A 12,772-nucleotide genomic window follows, 5' to 3' on the forward strand; every position below is an offset into this window, starting at 1 on the left:
GGTCCTCCGAGATATCCAGTGCTTCGACCTACCGAGTTTAGTCCTCGTCCAGACCACGCTCGATCGCATATCGGACGAGCTCCACCCGGTTGTGGAGCTGAAGCTTGTTGAGCGTGTTCTGCACGTGGTTCTGCACGGTCCGGTGCGAGAGCACGAGCCGGTCGGCGATCTGCCGGTACGAAAGGCCCTTGGCGACCAGCCTGAGCACCTCGGTCTCCCGCTCGGTCAGCCGCGGCCCGTCCTCCTCCTGGGCCGGCTGGGCCGCCAGCCTGCGGTACTCGCCCAGCACCAGGCCCGCGAGCCCCGGCGTGAACACCGCGTCACCCTCGGCCGTGCGCCGCACCGCGTCCAGGAACTCCTCCCGGGACGCCGACTTCACCAGATATCCGGAGGCGCCCGCCTTGACCGCCTTCAGCACGTCGTCCTGTTCGGCGCTGGCCGACAGCACCAGGACCCGCGGCGGGCTCTCCAGCGCGCCGAGCCCCTGCGCGACCTCCGCGCCCGACAGGTCCGGCAGTTGCAGGTCGAGCACGACCACCTCGGGCCGCACCGCCCCGGCCACCCTGATCGCCTGCCGCCCCTCCCCGACGGCCGCCACGACCTCGTACCCGGCCTCGGCCAGATCCCTGGCCACCCCGTCCCGCCACATCGGATGGTCGTCCACCACCATGACCCGCACCATGCCCGCAGCGTACGACAGCGCCCCGGGCCCGGCGCCAGGTGCGGGCGGGCCGACAGCGGCCGATGTCATGACCGGGTACGGCTAGGCGTTTCCGGATGCCGGGATGGTGATCTCGATCTCGGTGCCCTCGCCGGGGCCGGTGACGATGGTGACGGTGCCGCCGGCGTCGGCGATGCGGCCCCTGATGGACTGGGCCACGCCCATCCGGCCGTCCCGTTCCGCCTCCTCCAGGCGGCCCTCGGGGATGCCGTCGCCCTCGTCCCTGATGCTGACGATGACGCGGTCGTCCTCCTGCTCGGCCAGCACCCAGGCGCGGGCGCCGGGGCCGACGTGGGCGCGGACGTTGTCCAGGGCGGCGCCGACCGCCGCCGCGACCTCCGCGGCCGTGGCCGGGGGCAGGACGATCGGGGTGGCGGGGGTGGAGACGGTGACGGTGGCGGAGCCGTACCTGGTGAGCAGGGAGCGCAGGTCGCCGGAGGGGGCGGGGCGCAGGGAGATGAGGTCGCGCAGGGCGGCCTCCTGCTCGCCGGCCAGGCGGCCGAGCTCCGCCGCCTCGCCGCCGATCTCCTGGCCGCGCCGCTGCACCAGGGAGAGCACCTGGAGCACCGAGTCGTGGATGCCGCGCGAGAGGCGGTCGCGTTCGCGCTGGGCGGCCTCCATCTCGGCGGCGCGCTGCATGCGTTCCTCGGCCTGCTTGGCCAGGCGGGCGACGTGGCCGACGACGACGCCGGACAGGAACAGCAGGACCGCTCCGTTGATGAGCAGGGGCGTGTCGGGGGTGCGCAGGCGCAGCCACACATCGCAGGCGGCGACGACGGCGGCGCCGAGCGCGCCCAGGCGCCGCCCGCCGTAGACGGCCCAGGCGAGCACGGGCGCGGCGATCCACGTGGCGGGCAGCGGCATGACGCCTTCGGCGTACTGGTAGGGCCCCTCCACGTACGGCGAGGCCAGCAGGCACGCCAGCGTCACCAGCATGTCGATGACCAGCAGCGGCCACCCGCGCAGCGCCTCGACGGAGTAGGCGAAGATCGACGCCGCGGTCCAGAGCGCCATGAGGCTGAGGACGAACCACCCCATGACCGGCCGGGCGTAGCCGTCGTGCTGGACCAGCAGAACACCGGCGTAGACCAGCGAGGCGATCCTGAAGACGGCGATCGCGCGCCAGAACGGTCCCTCGATACCCATGAATCTTTCTCACGTTTCCGACAGGGATAGTTGACAGATAGTCGAGGTATCCATGCGAATCGGGCCACACCACTGCCACAATCCGGTGATCCCTAATGCAAGGAAATATCGATACATGTCTTCCGCTGTTAATCATTTCACCCACGGCCCGCTCACCCCGGCCCTCGCCTACGTGATGTCGTGCATCGGGTCAATGCTCGGACTGCGGCTGACCGCTCAGGCCCACGCCTCGCGCGGGGGTTCGCGGGTGCGCTGGTTGCTCGGCGCGGCCGTATCGATCGGCGGCACCGGCATCTGGGTCATGCACTTCATCGCCATGATGGGCTTCGACGTCGAGGGCACCCCGATCCGCTACGACGTGCCGCTGACCGCGGCCTCCGCGGTGGTCGCGATCGTGGTCGTCGGCACCGGCCTGTTCCTCGTCTCCTACGGCGGCGGCCGGGTGCTGGCGCTGCTCGGCGGCGGCCTGCTCACCGGCCTCGGCGTGGCGAGCATGCACTACCTCGGCATGTACGCCATGAACATGTCCGCCCACGTCTCCTACGACCGCCTGACCGTGGCCCTGTCGGTGGCGATCGCCGTCGTGGCCTCCACGGTGGCGCTCTGGTTCACGCTGCGGGTCAAGCGGCCCGTCTGGATCGCCGGCGCCGCCCTGGTCATGGGCGTCGCGGTGGCCGGCATGCACTACACGGGCATGTTCGCGATGAGCGTCACCCCGCACCACGGCGCCGCGCCGGTGCCGGGCGCCGACGCGCTCGACTTCCTCGTCCCGCTCATGACCGTGATCAGCCTGATCACGCTGACCATGCTGCTCATGGTCATCCTGTCGCCCTCGGAGGAGGAGCTCCACGAGGACGCGGAACTCCTCGCCAGGCTGGAGCTGCGCAGGCGGACGTCGCAGCAGCTCACCTACCCCGCACCGGCCCCGAGGCCGCAGCCCGCGGGGAGGTCGCGCCGCCGATAGTTGCACAGGCAGCGACCTGGGCCCCATACTCCCCTTGCTTTACTCATCAAGGGACGAACGCCCATGTCAGCTGTCGATCATTTCTCCTTCGGGTTCCTGACACCCGCACTCGCCTACGTCATGTCCAGCGTCGGCTCCATGCTCGGTCTCCTGCTGACCTCGCGCGCCCGCCTCGTCGGCGGGCGCGAGGGGCGGTTCTGGCTGGCCGCCGCGGCGCTCGCGATCGGTGGCACGGGCATCTGGACGATGCACTTCATCGCCATGATGGGCTTCGCCGTCACCGGCACGCCCATCCGCTACGACGTCCCGCTCACGGTCGCCTCCGCGGTGCTCGCGGTGGTGGTCGTGGGCGCCGGGCTGTTCCTGGTGGACCGGGGCGGGGCCCGCGCGCCGTACCTGCTGGGCGGCGGCGCGCTGACCGGTCTCGGCGTCGCCGGCATGCACTATCTGGGCATGGCCGCCATGAACATGTCCGGCCACCTCCACTACGACCCGCCGGTCGTGCTCCTGTCGGTCCTCATCGCGGTCGCCGCCGCGACGGTGGCGCTCTGGTTCACGCTGCGCGTGTCGGGAGCCTGGCGCATCGGCGGGGCCGCGCTCATGATGGGCGCGGCGGTCTCGGGGATGCACTACACCGGCATGTTCGCGATGTCCGTCGAACTGATGCCCGCGGCCGGGCCCGTCACGGGCTCGCGGGCCATCGACTTCCTGCTGCCGCTCATCGTGGGCCTCAGCGTGGTCACCGTCGGGCTGCTGCTCCTGGTGATCCTGTCCCCCTCGGAGAAGGAACTGCGCGGCGAGATCGCCTTCCAGGCCAGAAAGGCCGCCGCGGACGGCAAAGGCGCGCCGGAAGTGGATCTCTTCGGCACGCCTCGCGCTTGATCTATGTCCTGGGTACGGCTCGCGCCCCGGTGGGCCGCCGATGCTTCCGCGGCGCGAGCCGTACCCTGAGAGGGGTTGCAGCGGTGTTTCTAACCCCGCTGCGCTGAACGGTACGGCCGGCCACTTGCAAGCCGCTTACGGATGATCACGGCCGGCTTGCAGGATCAGCCGAAGAAGACCTCGGCCTCGGCGTAGCGCTCGGCCGGGACGGTCTTGAGCTCGGCCGTCGCCTCGTCGAGCCCGACCCTGACGATGTCGGTGCCGCGCAGCGCGACCATGGTGCCGAAGTCGCCGTCGTGGGCGGCGTCGATCGCCTGCAGGCCGAACCTGGTGGCCAGGACCCGGTCGAACGCGGTCGGGGTGCCGCCGCGCTGGATGTGGCCGAGCACGGTGGTGCGGGCCTCCTTGCCGGTGCGCTTCTCGATCTCCTTGGCCAGCATCTCGCCGATGCCGCCGAGCCGTACGTGGCCGAAGGAGTCGAGTTCGCCGGTCTGCAGCGTCATCTGGCCCTCGATCGGGTGGGCGCCCTCGGCGACGACGATGATCGGCGAGTAGCGGGTGCGGAAGCGCGACTCCACGTACTCGCAGACCCGGTCGATGTCGAAGGGCTTCTCCGGGATCAGGATGACGTTGGCGCCGCCGGCCATGCCGGCGTGCAGCGCGATCCAACCGGCGTGACGGCCCATGACCTCGCAGATCAGCGCGCGGTGGTGCGACTCGGCCGTGGTGTGCAGCCGGTCGATGGCCTCCGTGGCGATGTTGACCGCGGTGTCGAAGCCGAAGGTGTAGTCGGTGCCCGACAGGTCGTTGTCGATCGTCTTGGGCACGCCGACGACCTTGACCTCGCGATCCCACAGCTGCTTGGCCACGCCGAGCGTGTCCTCGCCGCCGATGGCGATCAGCGCGTCGACGCCGGCCGTGACGAGGTTCTCCTTGATGCGGTCGACGCCGCCCTCGATCTTGATCGGATTGGTCCTGGACGAGCCAAGTATGGTGCCGCCGCGCGGCAGGATGCCGCGTACGGCCTGGATGTCCAGCGGCATCGTGTCCCCCTCCAGGGGGCCACGCCAGCCGTCACGGAATCCGACGAACTCATGTCCGTAAACACTGACACCCTTGCGGACGACAGCCCTGATCACAGCATTCAGACCGGGGCAGTCGCCGCCGCCGGTGAGCACTCCAATACGCATGGCGGGTTCCTCCCAATGGGGTTCACGACCCAGAATCGCATTGTGCCCGTGGGCCCGGGCAGTGGTCTAGACCAAATTAGCGACGACGAGGAGGTTCCGTGGCTGTTTTGGCGATCGACGCGGGTACGACCGGTGTCACCGCCCTGATCGTGACCGAGGACGGCCGGATCGAGTCCCGCGGCTACGAGGAGTTCCCGCAGCACTTCCCCGAGCCGGGCTGGGTCGAGCACAACCCCGAGGACATCTGGCAGGCCACGCTCGCCGCGTGCGCGTCGGCCCTGCGCGGCGCCGGGTCGCCGCCGTCGTGCGTCGGGATCACCAACCAGCGCGAGACCGCCGTCCTGTGGGACCGACGCACGCTGGCCGCGCCCCGCCGGGCCGTCGTGTGGCAGGACCGCCGCACCGCCGGGATCTGCGAGCGCCTGCGCGCCGCCGGGCACGAGCCGCGCGTGTCGGAGCTGACCGGCCTGCGCCTGGACCCGTACTTCACCGCCACCAAGCTCACCTGGCTGGCCGAGCACGATCCGGCCGCGTGGGCGGGCGTCACCTCGGGCCGCACCGCGCTCGGCACCGTCGACAGCTACCTCGTCGCCCGCCTGACCGCGGGCGCGCGCCACGTCACCGACCCGTCCAACGCCTCCCGCACCCTCCTGTACGGCCTGGCCTCCGCCACCTGGGAGCCGGAGCTGTGCGAGCTGTTCGGCGTGCCCGAGTCCGCCCTGCCGGAGATCGTCCCCAACCACGGCCCGATCGGGCGCACCGACCCCGGCGCCTTCCTCGGCCTCGACCTGCCCGTCAGCGGCATGGCCGGCGACCAGCAGGCGGCCCTGTTCGGCCAGACCTGCTTCGCGCCCGGCGAGGTCAAGTGCACCTACGGCACCGGCTCCTTCATCCTGGTCAACACCGGCGGGGAGATCGTCCGCTCGGACGCCGGGCTGCTGACGACGGTGGCGTGGCAGGAGCCGTCGGGCGAGCTGACGTACGCGCTGGAGGGCTCGATCTTCGTGACCGGCGCGGCCGTACAGTGGCTGCGCGACGGCCTGGGGGTGATCGGGACCGCGCCCGAGTCGGAGGCGGTCGCGCGGACGGTCCCCGACAGCGGCGGCGTGACGTTCGTGCCCGCGCTGACCGGCCTCGGCGCCCCGCACTGGAACCCGGAGGCGCGCGGCCTCATCACCGGCATCACCCGCGGCACCACGCGCGCCCACCTGGTGCGGGCGACGCTGGAGGCGATCGCGTTCGAGGTGCGCGACGTGGTGGAGGTGATGGGCGGCTCGGTGGCGGGACTGAAGGCCGACGGTGGCGCCAGCGGCAACGACCTGCTGATGCAGCTCCAGGCCGACCAGCTCGGCGTCCCGGTGGAGCGGCCGGTGGTCCAGGAGACCACCGCGCTGGGCGCCGCGTTCCTGGCCGGTCTCGGCTCGGGCGTCTGGGGCTCGGCCGAGGAACTGCGCGCGACCTGGCGCCTGGACCGCCGCTTCGAGCCCGGTGAGCGCGACGACGCCGCCTACGACCGCTGGCGCGCGGCGGTCGCCCTGACCAAGCACTGAAGCCGTCAACCCAAGGTTGACGATCGATGGATCGTCAACCTATCGTTGACGCATGGAAGAAACGGTTCGTCTCGACGACCTCATCAGCGCGATCAAGAAGCGCCACCCCGACGGCGACCCCCTGGGCCAGCTCTCCGACGCCGTGTACCTGGGCGAGCACCTCGGCGAGGTGGCCGACCATCTCATCGGGCACTTCGTCGACCAGGCCCGTCACTCCGGTGCCTCCTGGACGGAGATCGGCCGCAGCATGGGCGTGACCAAGCAGGCCGCCCAGAAGCGGTTCGTCCCCAAGGAGGGCTCGCTGGCCGACGACATGGCCTCCTACTCCCGCTTCACCGACCGCGCCCGCCGCTGCGTGGTCGGCGCCATGGAGGAGGCCAGGAAAACCGGCCACGGTCACATCGAGCCCGCCCACGTCGTCCTCGGACTGCTCCATGAGCCCACCGCGCTGGCGGGCAAGTGCATGGCCGCCCTCGGCGCCCCGCTCGACACGGTCAAGGAGGCGATGCTCAACACGCTGCCTCCCGGAACCGGCGTGCCGGGGCCCCAGATCCCCTTCTCCTCCCAGGCCAAGAAGATCATGGAGCTGACCCTGCGCGAGGGCCTGCGGCTCGGCCACAACTACGTGGGCACCGAGCACATCCTGCTCGGCGTCCTGTCCCTGCCCGAGACCACCGAGGCGGCCGACGCGCCCGCGGTGGTCGTGCTGGAGGGCCTCGGCGTCACCAAGGAGGCGGCCGAGCGGGAGATCCTGCGCATGCTCGCCGAGATCACCCGCGGGTCATAGCCGCCCGGCGGGCCCCTTGGCGAACCTGGCCAGGATGTTGGCGGTGGCGCGGCGGGTGAAGGCGGCGGCGTCCCGGGTGACGCCGTGCCCGCAGCGCCGCCCGCGCATCGCGCACACCCAGCGCATGGTCCCGCTGGCGAACACCCCGGCCGCGCTGGGCGCGACGTAGTAGGTGCTGTGGGCGACGGTCGGCCGTCCGCCGCAGTCGACCGGCGACTCGGCCAGCACCTCCACCCCGCGCGGCGAGCCGCGCGAGACCCGGTCGGTCTCCACGCCCGCCATGCCGGGGAAGCGCCTGCCGCGCGTGCCCGCGAAGATCCAGTGGCCCGGCCGGCGCACCACGTACGCCGCCTCCGCCGGGAAGCAGTCGTACATCTGCCCCACCAGCGAGCTCTCCGGCGCGACGCTGCGCCAGAGCGGGCAGCGCGTCTCCTTGTCGCACTCGACCACGCGCCCGTTCAGCCCGATCTTCCAGTAGACGGCGTTCGCGCCGAGGAAGGCCAGGTTGACGCCCCGGTCGCGGGCGCGGGTGACGACCTCGCGCATGCCGGCCGTCCAGTACTCGTCGTGGCCCAGCGAGACCACCGCCCGCGCCCCGTCCAGCGCGCCCGGCCGAAGATCCAGCGAGGTCAGGTACGCCGTCCTGAGCCCGCCGCGCTCGGCCACCTCGATGGCGTCCTTCTCCAGGTCGAGGAAGAGGCGGGCGCCGTTGGTGTCGTAGGGGCGGTCGAAGGTGACGGCGCGCGAGCGGGCCGCGAAGCCGCCGGGACCCTCGTAGAGGTTGCGGCCGCCCCAGCGGTTGTACGCCTGCCAGGTGGTGACCGCGTTGACGATCACCACGCGGCCCGCCGTGGAGGCCGACCTGACGGTCACCGGCACGTACCGCTGGCCGCCGGTGGAGGCGTCCAGGCGCAGCAGGTAGGCGCCCTCCCGCCAGCCGGTCGTGTCCACGCGCAGCGACGGCCTCCAGTGGGCGGCGGTGACCATGGCGCGCGCGCCGGTCCTGGGGGCGGCCTGCCGTACGCCGGAGACCTGGGCGGAGGCCCACACCTGCGTGACGGGCGCGCCCATGCGGAAGGCGCGCACGGTGAAGCGCGGCGCCGTCGTGGACACGCGCAGCCAGAACCGCTCGCCCGGCAGGACGCTGACGCGGTCGGCGTAGCCCTCGATCTCGTGCTCGGCGCCCTGGTGCGTGATCCGCCAGGCGGCCGCGCGCGGCGGCGGCTCGCGCGTGGCCGCGGGAGGGGCGTGGGGTGACGGGGCCGCGGCGGTGCAGCCTGCCAGCAGCCCCAGGGACAGGGCGGCGGCCGAGATGAGCGTGCGCACGAACGCTCATGATCATCGGCGCCGCCCGGGGTCGCGGGCCGCTTTGCCTAGACCGGCAGCACGCAGGCCGGACTCTTGACCTCGATCGACTCGCCGGTCGGGACGGGCGCCTCGCCCTCCAGGGTGAAGGCGTCGACCGTGCCGGACTTCTGGTTGGCGATCCAGAGGGTGGCGCCGTCGACGGCGAAGTGGCGCGGCCAGTCGCCGCCGGAGGGGACCTCGGCGAGCTTGTCCCCGTCCTCGGTGAAGACGGACAGGGTGTTGGGGCCGCGGTTGAGCAGGTAGAGGCGGCCGTGCGCGGCGTCGAGGTGGGAGGGGAAGTTGACGCCGTCCGCGGCGCTGGCGGGGGCCTGCCAGAGCTCGCGCCAGCCGGAGGAGTCGTAGGCGCGCAGGGTGCCGTCGAGCTCGCCCGCGACGTAGACCCGGCCGCCGGGGGTGAAGACCAGGTGGCGCGGGCCCATGCCGGGCGCAAGACGCACCGGCTCCAGGGCCTCGCCGGTCAGCGTGTAGCGGCGGATCTCGTCGGTGCCAAGGTCGGAGACGTGGAGCACGTCCTCGTGGAAGACGCACTGGTGGGCGTGCGGGCCCTGCTGGCGGTCGGGGTGGGGACCCGAGCCCGTGTGGGGCAGCAGGATCGGCTCGCCGGTGAATCGGCCCTCGTCGTCGAGCCGGTGCAGGCTCGCGACGCCGTCGCCGTAGTTGGCCGCGGCCAGCAGCGTGCCCGACGGGTGCACCGCCACGTGGCACGGGCTGTCGCCGCCGCTCGGCCGCCGTCCGGTCTCGCGCAGGCCGCCGCCGGTGGCGTACGACAGCAGCACGCCCTCGCCCAGCTCGCCCGCGGCGTACAGGACGGGCAGCGACGGGTGTGCGGCCAGGAAGGAGGGCGAGGGGGCGGGGGTGAGTCCTTCACCCACGGTGACGATGCCGTCGCCGTACCCGCCGACATAGAGCTGCTTCACAGGAGAATCCTCTTCATGGTTGACTAGGGCAATGAGTTCGTTGACTGAAGCAAGGGTTTCTGAGGTCAGGGCCTTCAACCGGTTCTATACGAAGGTGATCGGCGTCCTGCAGGCAGGGCTGCTCGACTCCCCCTACTCGCTGACCGAGGTGCGGGTCCTGTTCGAGGTCTCGCACGCCGGTGAGCTGGAGACGGGCGAGCTGCGGGCCCTGCTCGACGTGGACGCCGGTTACCTGAGCCGCATCCTCACCCGCTTCGACAAGGACGGCGTCATCTCCCGCCGCCGCTCCCCGCACGACGCCCGCAAGCAGCTCGTACGGCTCAGCCCCCTCGGCACCGCCACCTTCGCCCGGCTCGACGAGCAGGCGGCGGGCGAGATCGCGCGGCTGCTCGACGGGCTGACCGAGGAGGACCAGGGGCGGCTGGTCGGCGGCATGGCCCTCATCCGCCGCCTGCTCGGGGACCCGGCCGTGGCCGGGCGGGAGCCGTACGTCATCAGAGGGCCGCGCGCCGGGGACCTCGGCTGGGTCGTGCAGCGGCACGGCGCCCTCTACGCGGAGGAGTACGGCTGGGGGCTGGCCTTCGAGCAGACCGTGGCCGGGATCTGCGCCGCCTACTCCCCCGAGCGCGACGCCGGGTGGATCGTCGAGGTGGACGGGGAACGGGTGGGCTGCGTGTTCTGCGTGCGCAGGGACGAGGAGACGGCTCAGCTCCGGATGCTGCTGGTCGAGCCGTCTGCCAGGGGGCTCGGCATCGGGCGGCGGCTGGTCGGCGAGTGCCTGCGGCACGCGCGGGAGCAGGGGTTCGGGCGGATCGTGCTGTGGACGCGCGACAGCCTGGTGAGCGCGCGCCGGATCTATCAGGAGGCCGGGTTCGCGCTGGAGTCGGAGGAGAAGGGCGAGGAGAACGGCGTGCCGGTGGTCGAGCAGATCTGGTCGCGGCCGCTCTGAGGCCGCCTGAGGTCGCGGCCGCTCTGCGGCCGGCTGGGGTCGCGGCCGCTCTGAGGCGGGCTGGGCCACCAGTTCAGCGGACCGGCCAGGCGCATGGCCGCCGGGACCAGGATCGCCCTGATCACCGTGGCGTCGACCAGGACGGCGATCGCCATGCCGACGCCCAGCATCTGCACGAACGACACGCTCGCCGTCGCATAGGCCGCGAACGACACCGCCAGGATGCCTCCGGCCGCCGTGATCAGCGGGGCGCCCTCGCGCAGGCCCGCGGCGACGGCGCGCGTGGTGTCGCCGGTGCGGTCGTACTCCTCCTTGATCCGCGACAGCAGGAACACCTCGTAGTCCATGGACAGTCCGTAGGCGACGCAGAGCATGAGGATCGGGATGCTCGCGTCCAGGGTGCCGGTCGCGGTGAAGCCGAGCACGCCTGACAGGTTGCCCTCCTGGAAGATCCAGACGATCGCGCCGAACATGACGCCCAGGCTGAGGATGTTCAGGAGCGTGGCCTTCAGCGGGATGAGCAGGCTGCGGGTCATGGCGAACAGCAGGGCGAAGGTGACGCCCAGCATCAGGGCCAGGACCAGCGGGAGGCGGTCGACGATGGAGGCCCGGTAATCGGCCAGCTCGGCGGGGTAGCCGCCCACCAGGCGCTGGAAGGGGGCGGGGGTTTCGCGGACCGCCGCCACCAGGTCCACGGGGTCCGCGGCCAGCGCCTCGGTGCCGGGGACGACCGACAGCCAGGTGCCCTTCTCCGCGGGGCCGAACCTGGAGGGGTCGCCGTCGCCGGTTCGTTCGCCCCTGGTGTAGGAACCGGCCGCGGAGTCGACCTGGGCCACGCCGGGGAGGCGGGAGAGAGTGGCCGCGTACGCCGAAATTTCGCCTGTCGGGGGACTTGTCGCGACGATCTGGATGGCGTCGGTCTCCTCGGCGGGGAAGCTCTGCCGGATGACCTCCTGGGTCTGGCGCGCGGGGGCCGAGGCCGGGAGGATCCGGTCGTCGGCGGTGCCGAAGTTGAGGCCCAGGAACGGCGAGGCCAGCGTGAGCAGCAGCGCGGTGGCCACGCCCCCGTAGACGAGCGGCCGCCGCATGACCAGCACGGCCAGCCCGTGCCAGAACCCCTCCCCCCGCGCCTCGCCGTTCGCGCGTGCCCGCGCCTTGGGTAGCACCGCGCCGCCCACCGTCGCCAGTACGGCCGGCAGCACCAGCAAGGCCACCGCCACCCCGCCCGCCACGACCGCGATCCCCGCGAAGGCGAACGAGCGCAGGAACCCGAACGGCAGCGCGAACAGCACCGCCAGCGACGCCGCCACCGTCAGCCCGCTGAAGAGCACCGTGCGCCCGGCGTGCTCCACCGCCCCCGCCACCGCGTCGGCCCGGTCGCGCCCCGCCCTGGTCTCCTCGCGGAAGCGGGCGATGACGAACAGGCAGTAGTCCACGCCCAGCCCGAGTCCCATGGCGAGCGTGAGGTTCAGCGCGAACGTGGACACGTCGGTGAAGACCAGCACGCCCCGCAGCAGCGCCAGCCCGATCGCCATCGCGAACACCCCGGCCAGGATCGGCACCAGCGCCGCCACCGGACGCCGCAGGTACCACCACAGCAGCACGAACACCAGCGGGAAGATCACCAGCTCGGCCCGCACGAAGTCCTGTCTGGCCAGCGGGACGGTCTGCCGGAACACCTCCTCGCCGCCGCCCGCCCGCACCGTGGCCACGCCCGCGACGCCCTCGCCCATCCTGGGCACCAGCGCGGGCAGCACCGTGCCGCGCACGTGGTCGGCGTCGCCGGGGATGCGGACCACGATGAGCGCGTGCCTGCCGTCGCCGCTGCGCAGGGTGGCGGGGTTGCCGCGGGTCCAGTAGGAGGCGGCCTCGGCCACGCCGGGCACGGCCTTGGCGCGGGCGGTGAGCTCGCGTCCCGCGGCGGCCACGGCCGGGTCGTCCACGCCGCCGCTGACGGCGGTGACCAGGAAGATCATGTCAGGGCTGCCGGTCTGGAAGCGGCCGGCCAGTTCGGCCTGGGCCCGGTCGGACTCCGACCCCGGCGCCTCGAACCTGGCCAGCGACAGTCTGGGCACCGCACCGGCCGCCAGGGCGGCGGCGATCACGAAGGCCAGGAGGGCAAGGGCCAGGACGGGGCGGCGGCGCCGTACCAGGAAATGTCCCAGCCTGCGCAGCCGCGGCGGCGGCGCGACACCCGGACGGATCGGCACAGCGTTCATGAGGGTTCCCCCCGAAACTCGGTAAACTACTCGTGTTTGTGCTCCTAGCCAGAAATACAAGTAAATGCTCGCATTTGTC

The 12,772-nt window shown here is 72.2% G+C and carries 11 protein-coding genes; 5 read left to right on the forward strand and 6 right to left on the reverse strand.

Going from position 1 to position 12,772, the window contains the following annotated elements; all coding sequences use genetic code 11:
- Nucleotides 1–37: 37 nt before the first annotated feature.
- Nucleotides 38–682: a response regulator gene (locus tag ACIBEJ_RS27800; protein WP_397185761.1), complete on the reverse strand. Its 645-nt coding sequence runs from the start codon at nucleotides 680–682 to the stop codon at nucleotides 38–40.
- An 81-nt stretch (nucleotides 683–763) separates the two neighbouring features.
- Entirely contained in the window at nucleotides 764–1,867 is a 1,104-nt protein-coding gene (macS, locus tag ACIBEJ_RS27805) for a MacS family sensor histidine kinase (protein WP_397185762.1), read from the reverse strand.
- A 115-nt stretch (nucleotides 1,868–1,982) separates the two neighbouring features.
- Between macS and ACIBEJ_RS27810 the strand changes: the two genes are divergently transcribed.
- The gene (locus tag ACIBEJ_RS27810) at nucleotides 1,983–2,831 is read left to right on the forward strand and encodes an MHYT domain-containing protein (RefSeq protein ID WP_397185763.1); all 849 of its coding nucleotides are present in this window, start codon (nucleotides 1,983–1,985) and stop codon (nucleotides 2,829–2,831) included.
- Between the two features lie 63 nt (nucleotides 2,832–2,894).
- A complete protein-coding gene (locus tag ACIBEJ_RS27815) occupies nucleotides 2,895–3,713 on the forward strand; it encodes an MHYT domain-containing protein (protein ID WP_397185764.1) in 819 nt (272 codons plus the stop codon).
- Between the two features lie 164 nt (nucleotides 3,714–3,877).
- Here the strand turns inward: ACIBEJ_RS27815 and ACIBEJ_RS27820 are convergent, their stop codons facing one another.
- Nucleotides 3,878–4,903, reverse strand: coding sequence for a 6-phosphofructokinase (locus ACIBEJ_RS27820; RefSeq protein ID WP_397185765.1), 1,026 nt, complete (start codon nucleotides 4,901–4,903; stop codon nucleotides 3,878–3,880).
- A gap of 98 nt (nucleotides 4,904–5,001) precedes the next feature.
- On the opposite strand from ACIBEJ_RS27820, the gene ACIBEJ_RS27825 reads away from it, so the two are divergent.
- Nucleotides 5,002–6,453 (forward strand): FGGY family carbohydrate kinase, encoded by a 1,452-nt coding sequence (locus tag ACIBEJ_RS27825; RefSeq protein ID WP_397185766.1) that lies wholly within the window; start codon nucleotides 5,002–5,004, stop codon nucleotides 6,451–6,453.
- Nucleotides 6,454–6,505: 52 nt separating this feature from the next.
- Entirely contained in the window at nucleotides 6,506–7,240 is a 735-nt protein-coding gene (locus ACIBEJ_RS27830; RefSeq protein ID WP_397185767.1) for a Clp protease N-terminal domain-containing protein, read from the forward strand.
- Here ACIBEJ_RS27830 and ACIBEJ_RS27835 read toward each other — a convergent pair.
- Together ACIBEJ_RS27835 and ACIBEJ_RS27840 are read right to left on the reverse strand one after the other, a co-directional pair.
- Complete coding sequence (locus ACIBEJ_RS27835; RefSeq protein WP_397185768.1) at nucleotides 7,235–8,566, reverse strand: N,N-dimethylformamidase beta subunit family domain-containing protein; 1,332 nt, start codon at nucleotides 8,564–8,566, stop codon at nucleotides 7,235–7,237. The genes ACIBEJ_RS27830 and ACIBEJ_RS27835 overlap by 6 nt on opposite strands.
- A 47-nt stretch (nucleotides 8,567–8,613) precedes the next feature.
- Nucleotides 8,614–9,525, reverse strand: coding sequence for a lactonase family protein (locus tag ACIBEJ_RS27840; protein ID WP_397185769.1), 912 nt, complete (start codon nucleotides 9,523–9,525; stop codon nucleotides 8,614–8,616).
- Nucleotides 9,526–9,556: 31 nt separating this feature from the next.
- On the opposite strand from ACIBEJ_RS27840, the gene ACIBEJ_RS27845 reads away from it, so the two are divergent.
- Nucleotides 9,557–10,474 carry a GNAT family N-acetyltransferase gene (locus ACIBEJ_RS27845; RefSeq protein ID WP_397185770.1) on the forward strand — a complete coding sequence of 306 codons (918 nt, stop codon included), beginning with the start codon at nucleotides 9,557–9,559 and terminating at the stop codon, nucleotides 10,472–10,474.
- On the opposite strand, the gene ACIBEJ_RS27850 is transcribed toward ACIBEJ_RS27845, so the two are convergent.
- Nucleotides 10,384–12,693 (reverse strand): MMPL family transporter, encoded by a 2,310-nt coding sequence (locus ACIBEJ_RS27850; protein ID WP_397185771.1) that lies wholly within the window; start codon nucleotides 12,691–12,693, stop codon nucleotides 10,384–10,386. The genes ACIBEJ_RS27845 and ACIBEJ_RS27850 overlap by 91 nt on opposite strands.
- Nucleotides 12,694–12,772: the final 79 nt, after the last annotated feature.

It is taken from the genome of Nonomuraea sp. NPDC050790, from assembly GCF_044456745.1.
Lineage (GTDB): Bacteria > Actinomycetota > Actinomycetes > Streptosporangiales > Streptosporangiaceae > Nonomuraea.

Excerpts from the sequence above, each read along its gene's own strand:
- ACIBEJ_RS27800 (WP_397185761.1), bottom strand. The coding sequence starts at position 682 with ATGGTGCGGGTCATGGTGGTGGACGACCATCCGATGTGGCGGGACGGG.
- macS (WP_397185762.1), bottom strand. The coding sequence starts at position 1,867 with ATGGGTATCGAGGGACCGTTCTGGCGCGCGATCGCCGTCTTCAGGATC.
- ACIBEJ_RS27810 (WP_397185763.1), top strand. The coding sequence starts at position 1,983 with ATGTCTTCCGCTGTTAATCATTTCACCCACGGCCCGCTCACCCCGGCC.
- ACIBEJ_RS27815 (WP_397185764.1), top strand. The coding sequence starts at position 2,895 with ATGTCAGCTGTCGATCATTTCTCCTTCGGGTTCCTGACACCCGCACTC.
- ACIBEJ_RS27820 (WP_397185765.1), bottom strand. The coding sequence starts at position 4,903 with ATGCGTATTGGAGTGCTCACCGGCGGCGGCGACTGCCCCGGTCTGAAT.
- ACIBEJ_RS27830 (WP_397185767.1), top strand. The coding sequence starts at position 6,506 with ATGGAAGAAACGGTTCGTCTCGACGACCTCATCAGCGCGATCAAGAAG.
- ACIBEJ_RS27845 (WP_397185770.1), top strand. The coding sequence starts at position 9,557 with ATGAGTTCGTTGACTGAAGCAAGGGTTTCTGAGGTCAGGGCCTTCAAC.
- ACIBEJ_RS27850 (WP_397185771.1), bottom strand. The coding sequence starts at position 12,693 with ATGAACGCTGTGCCGATCCGTCCGGGTGTCGCGCCGCCGCCGCGGCTG.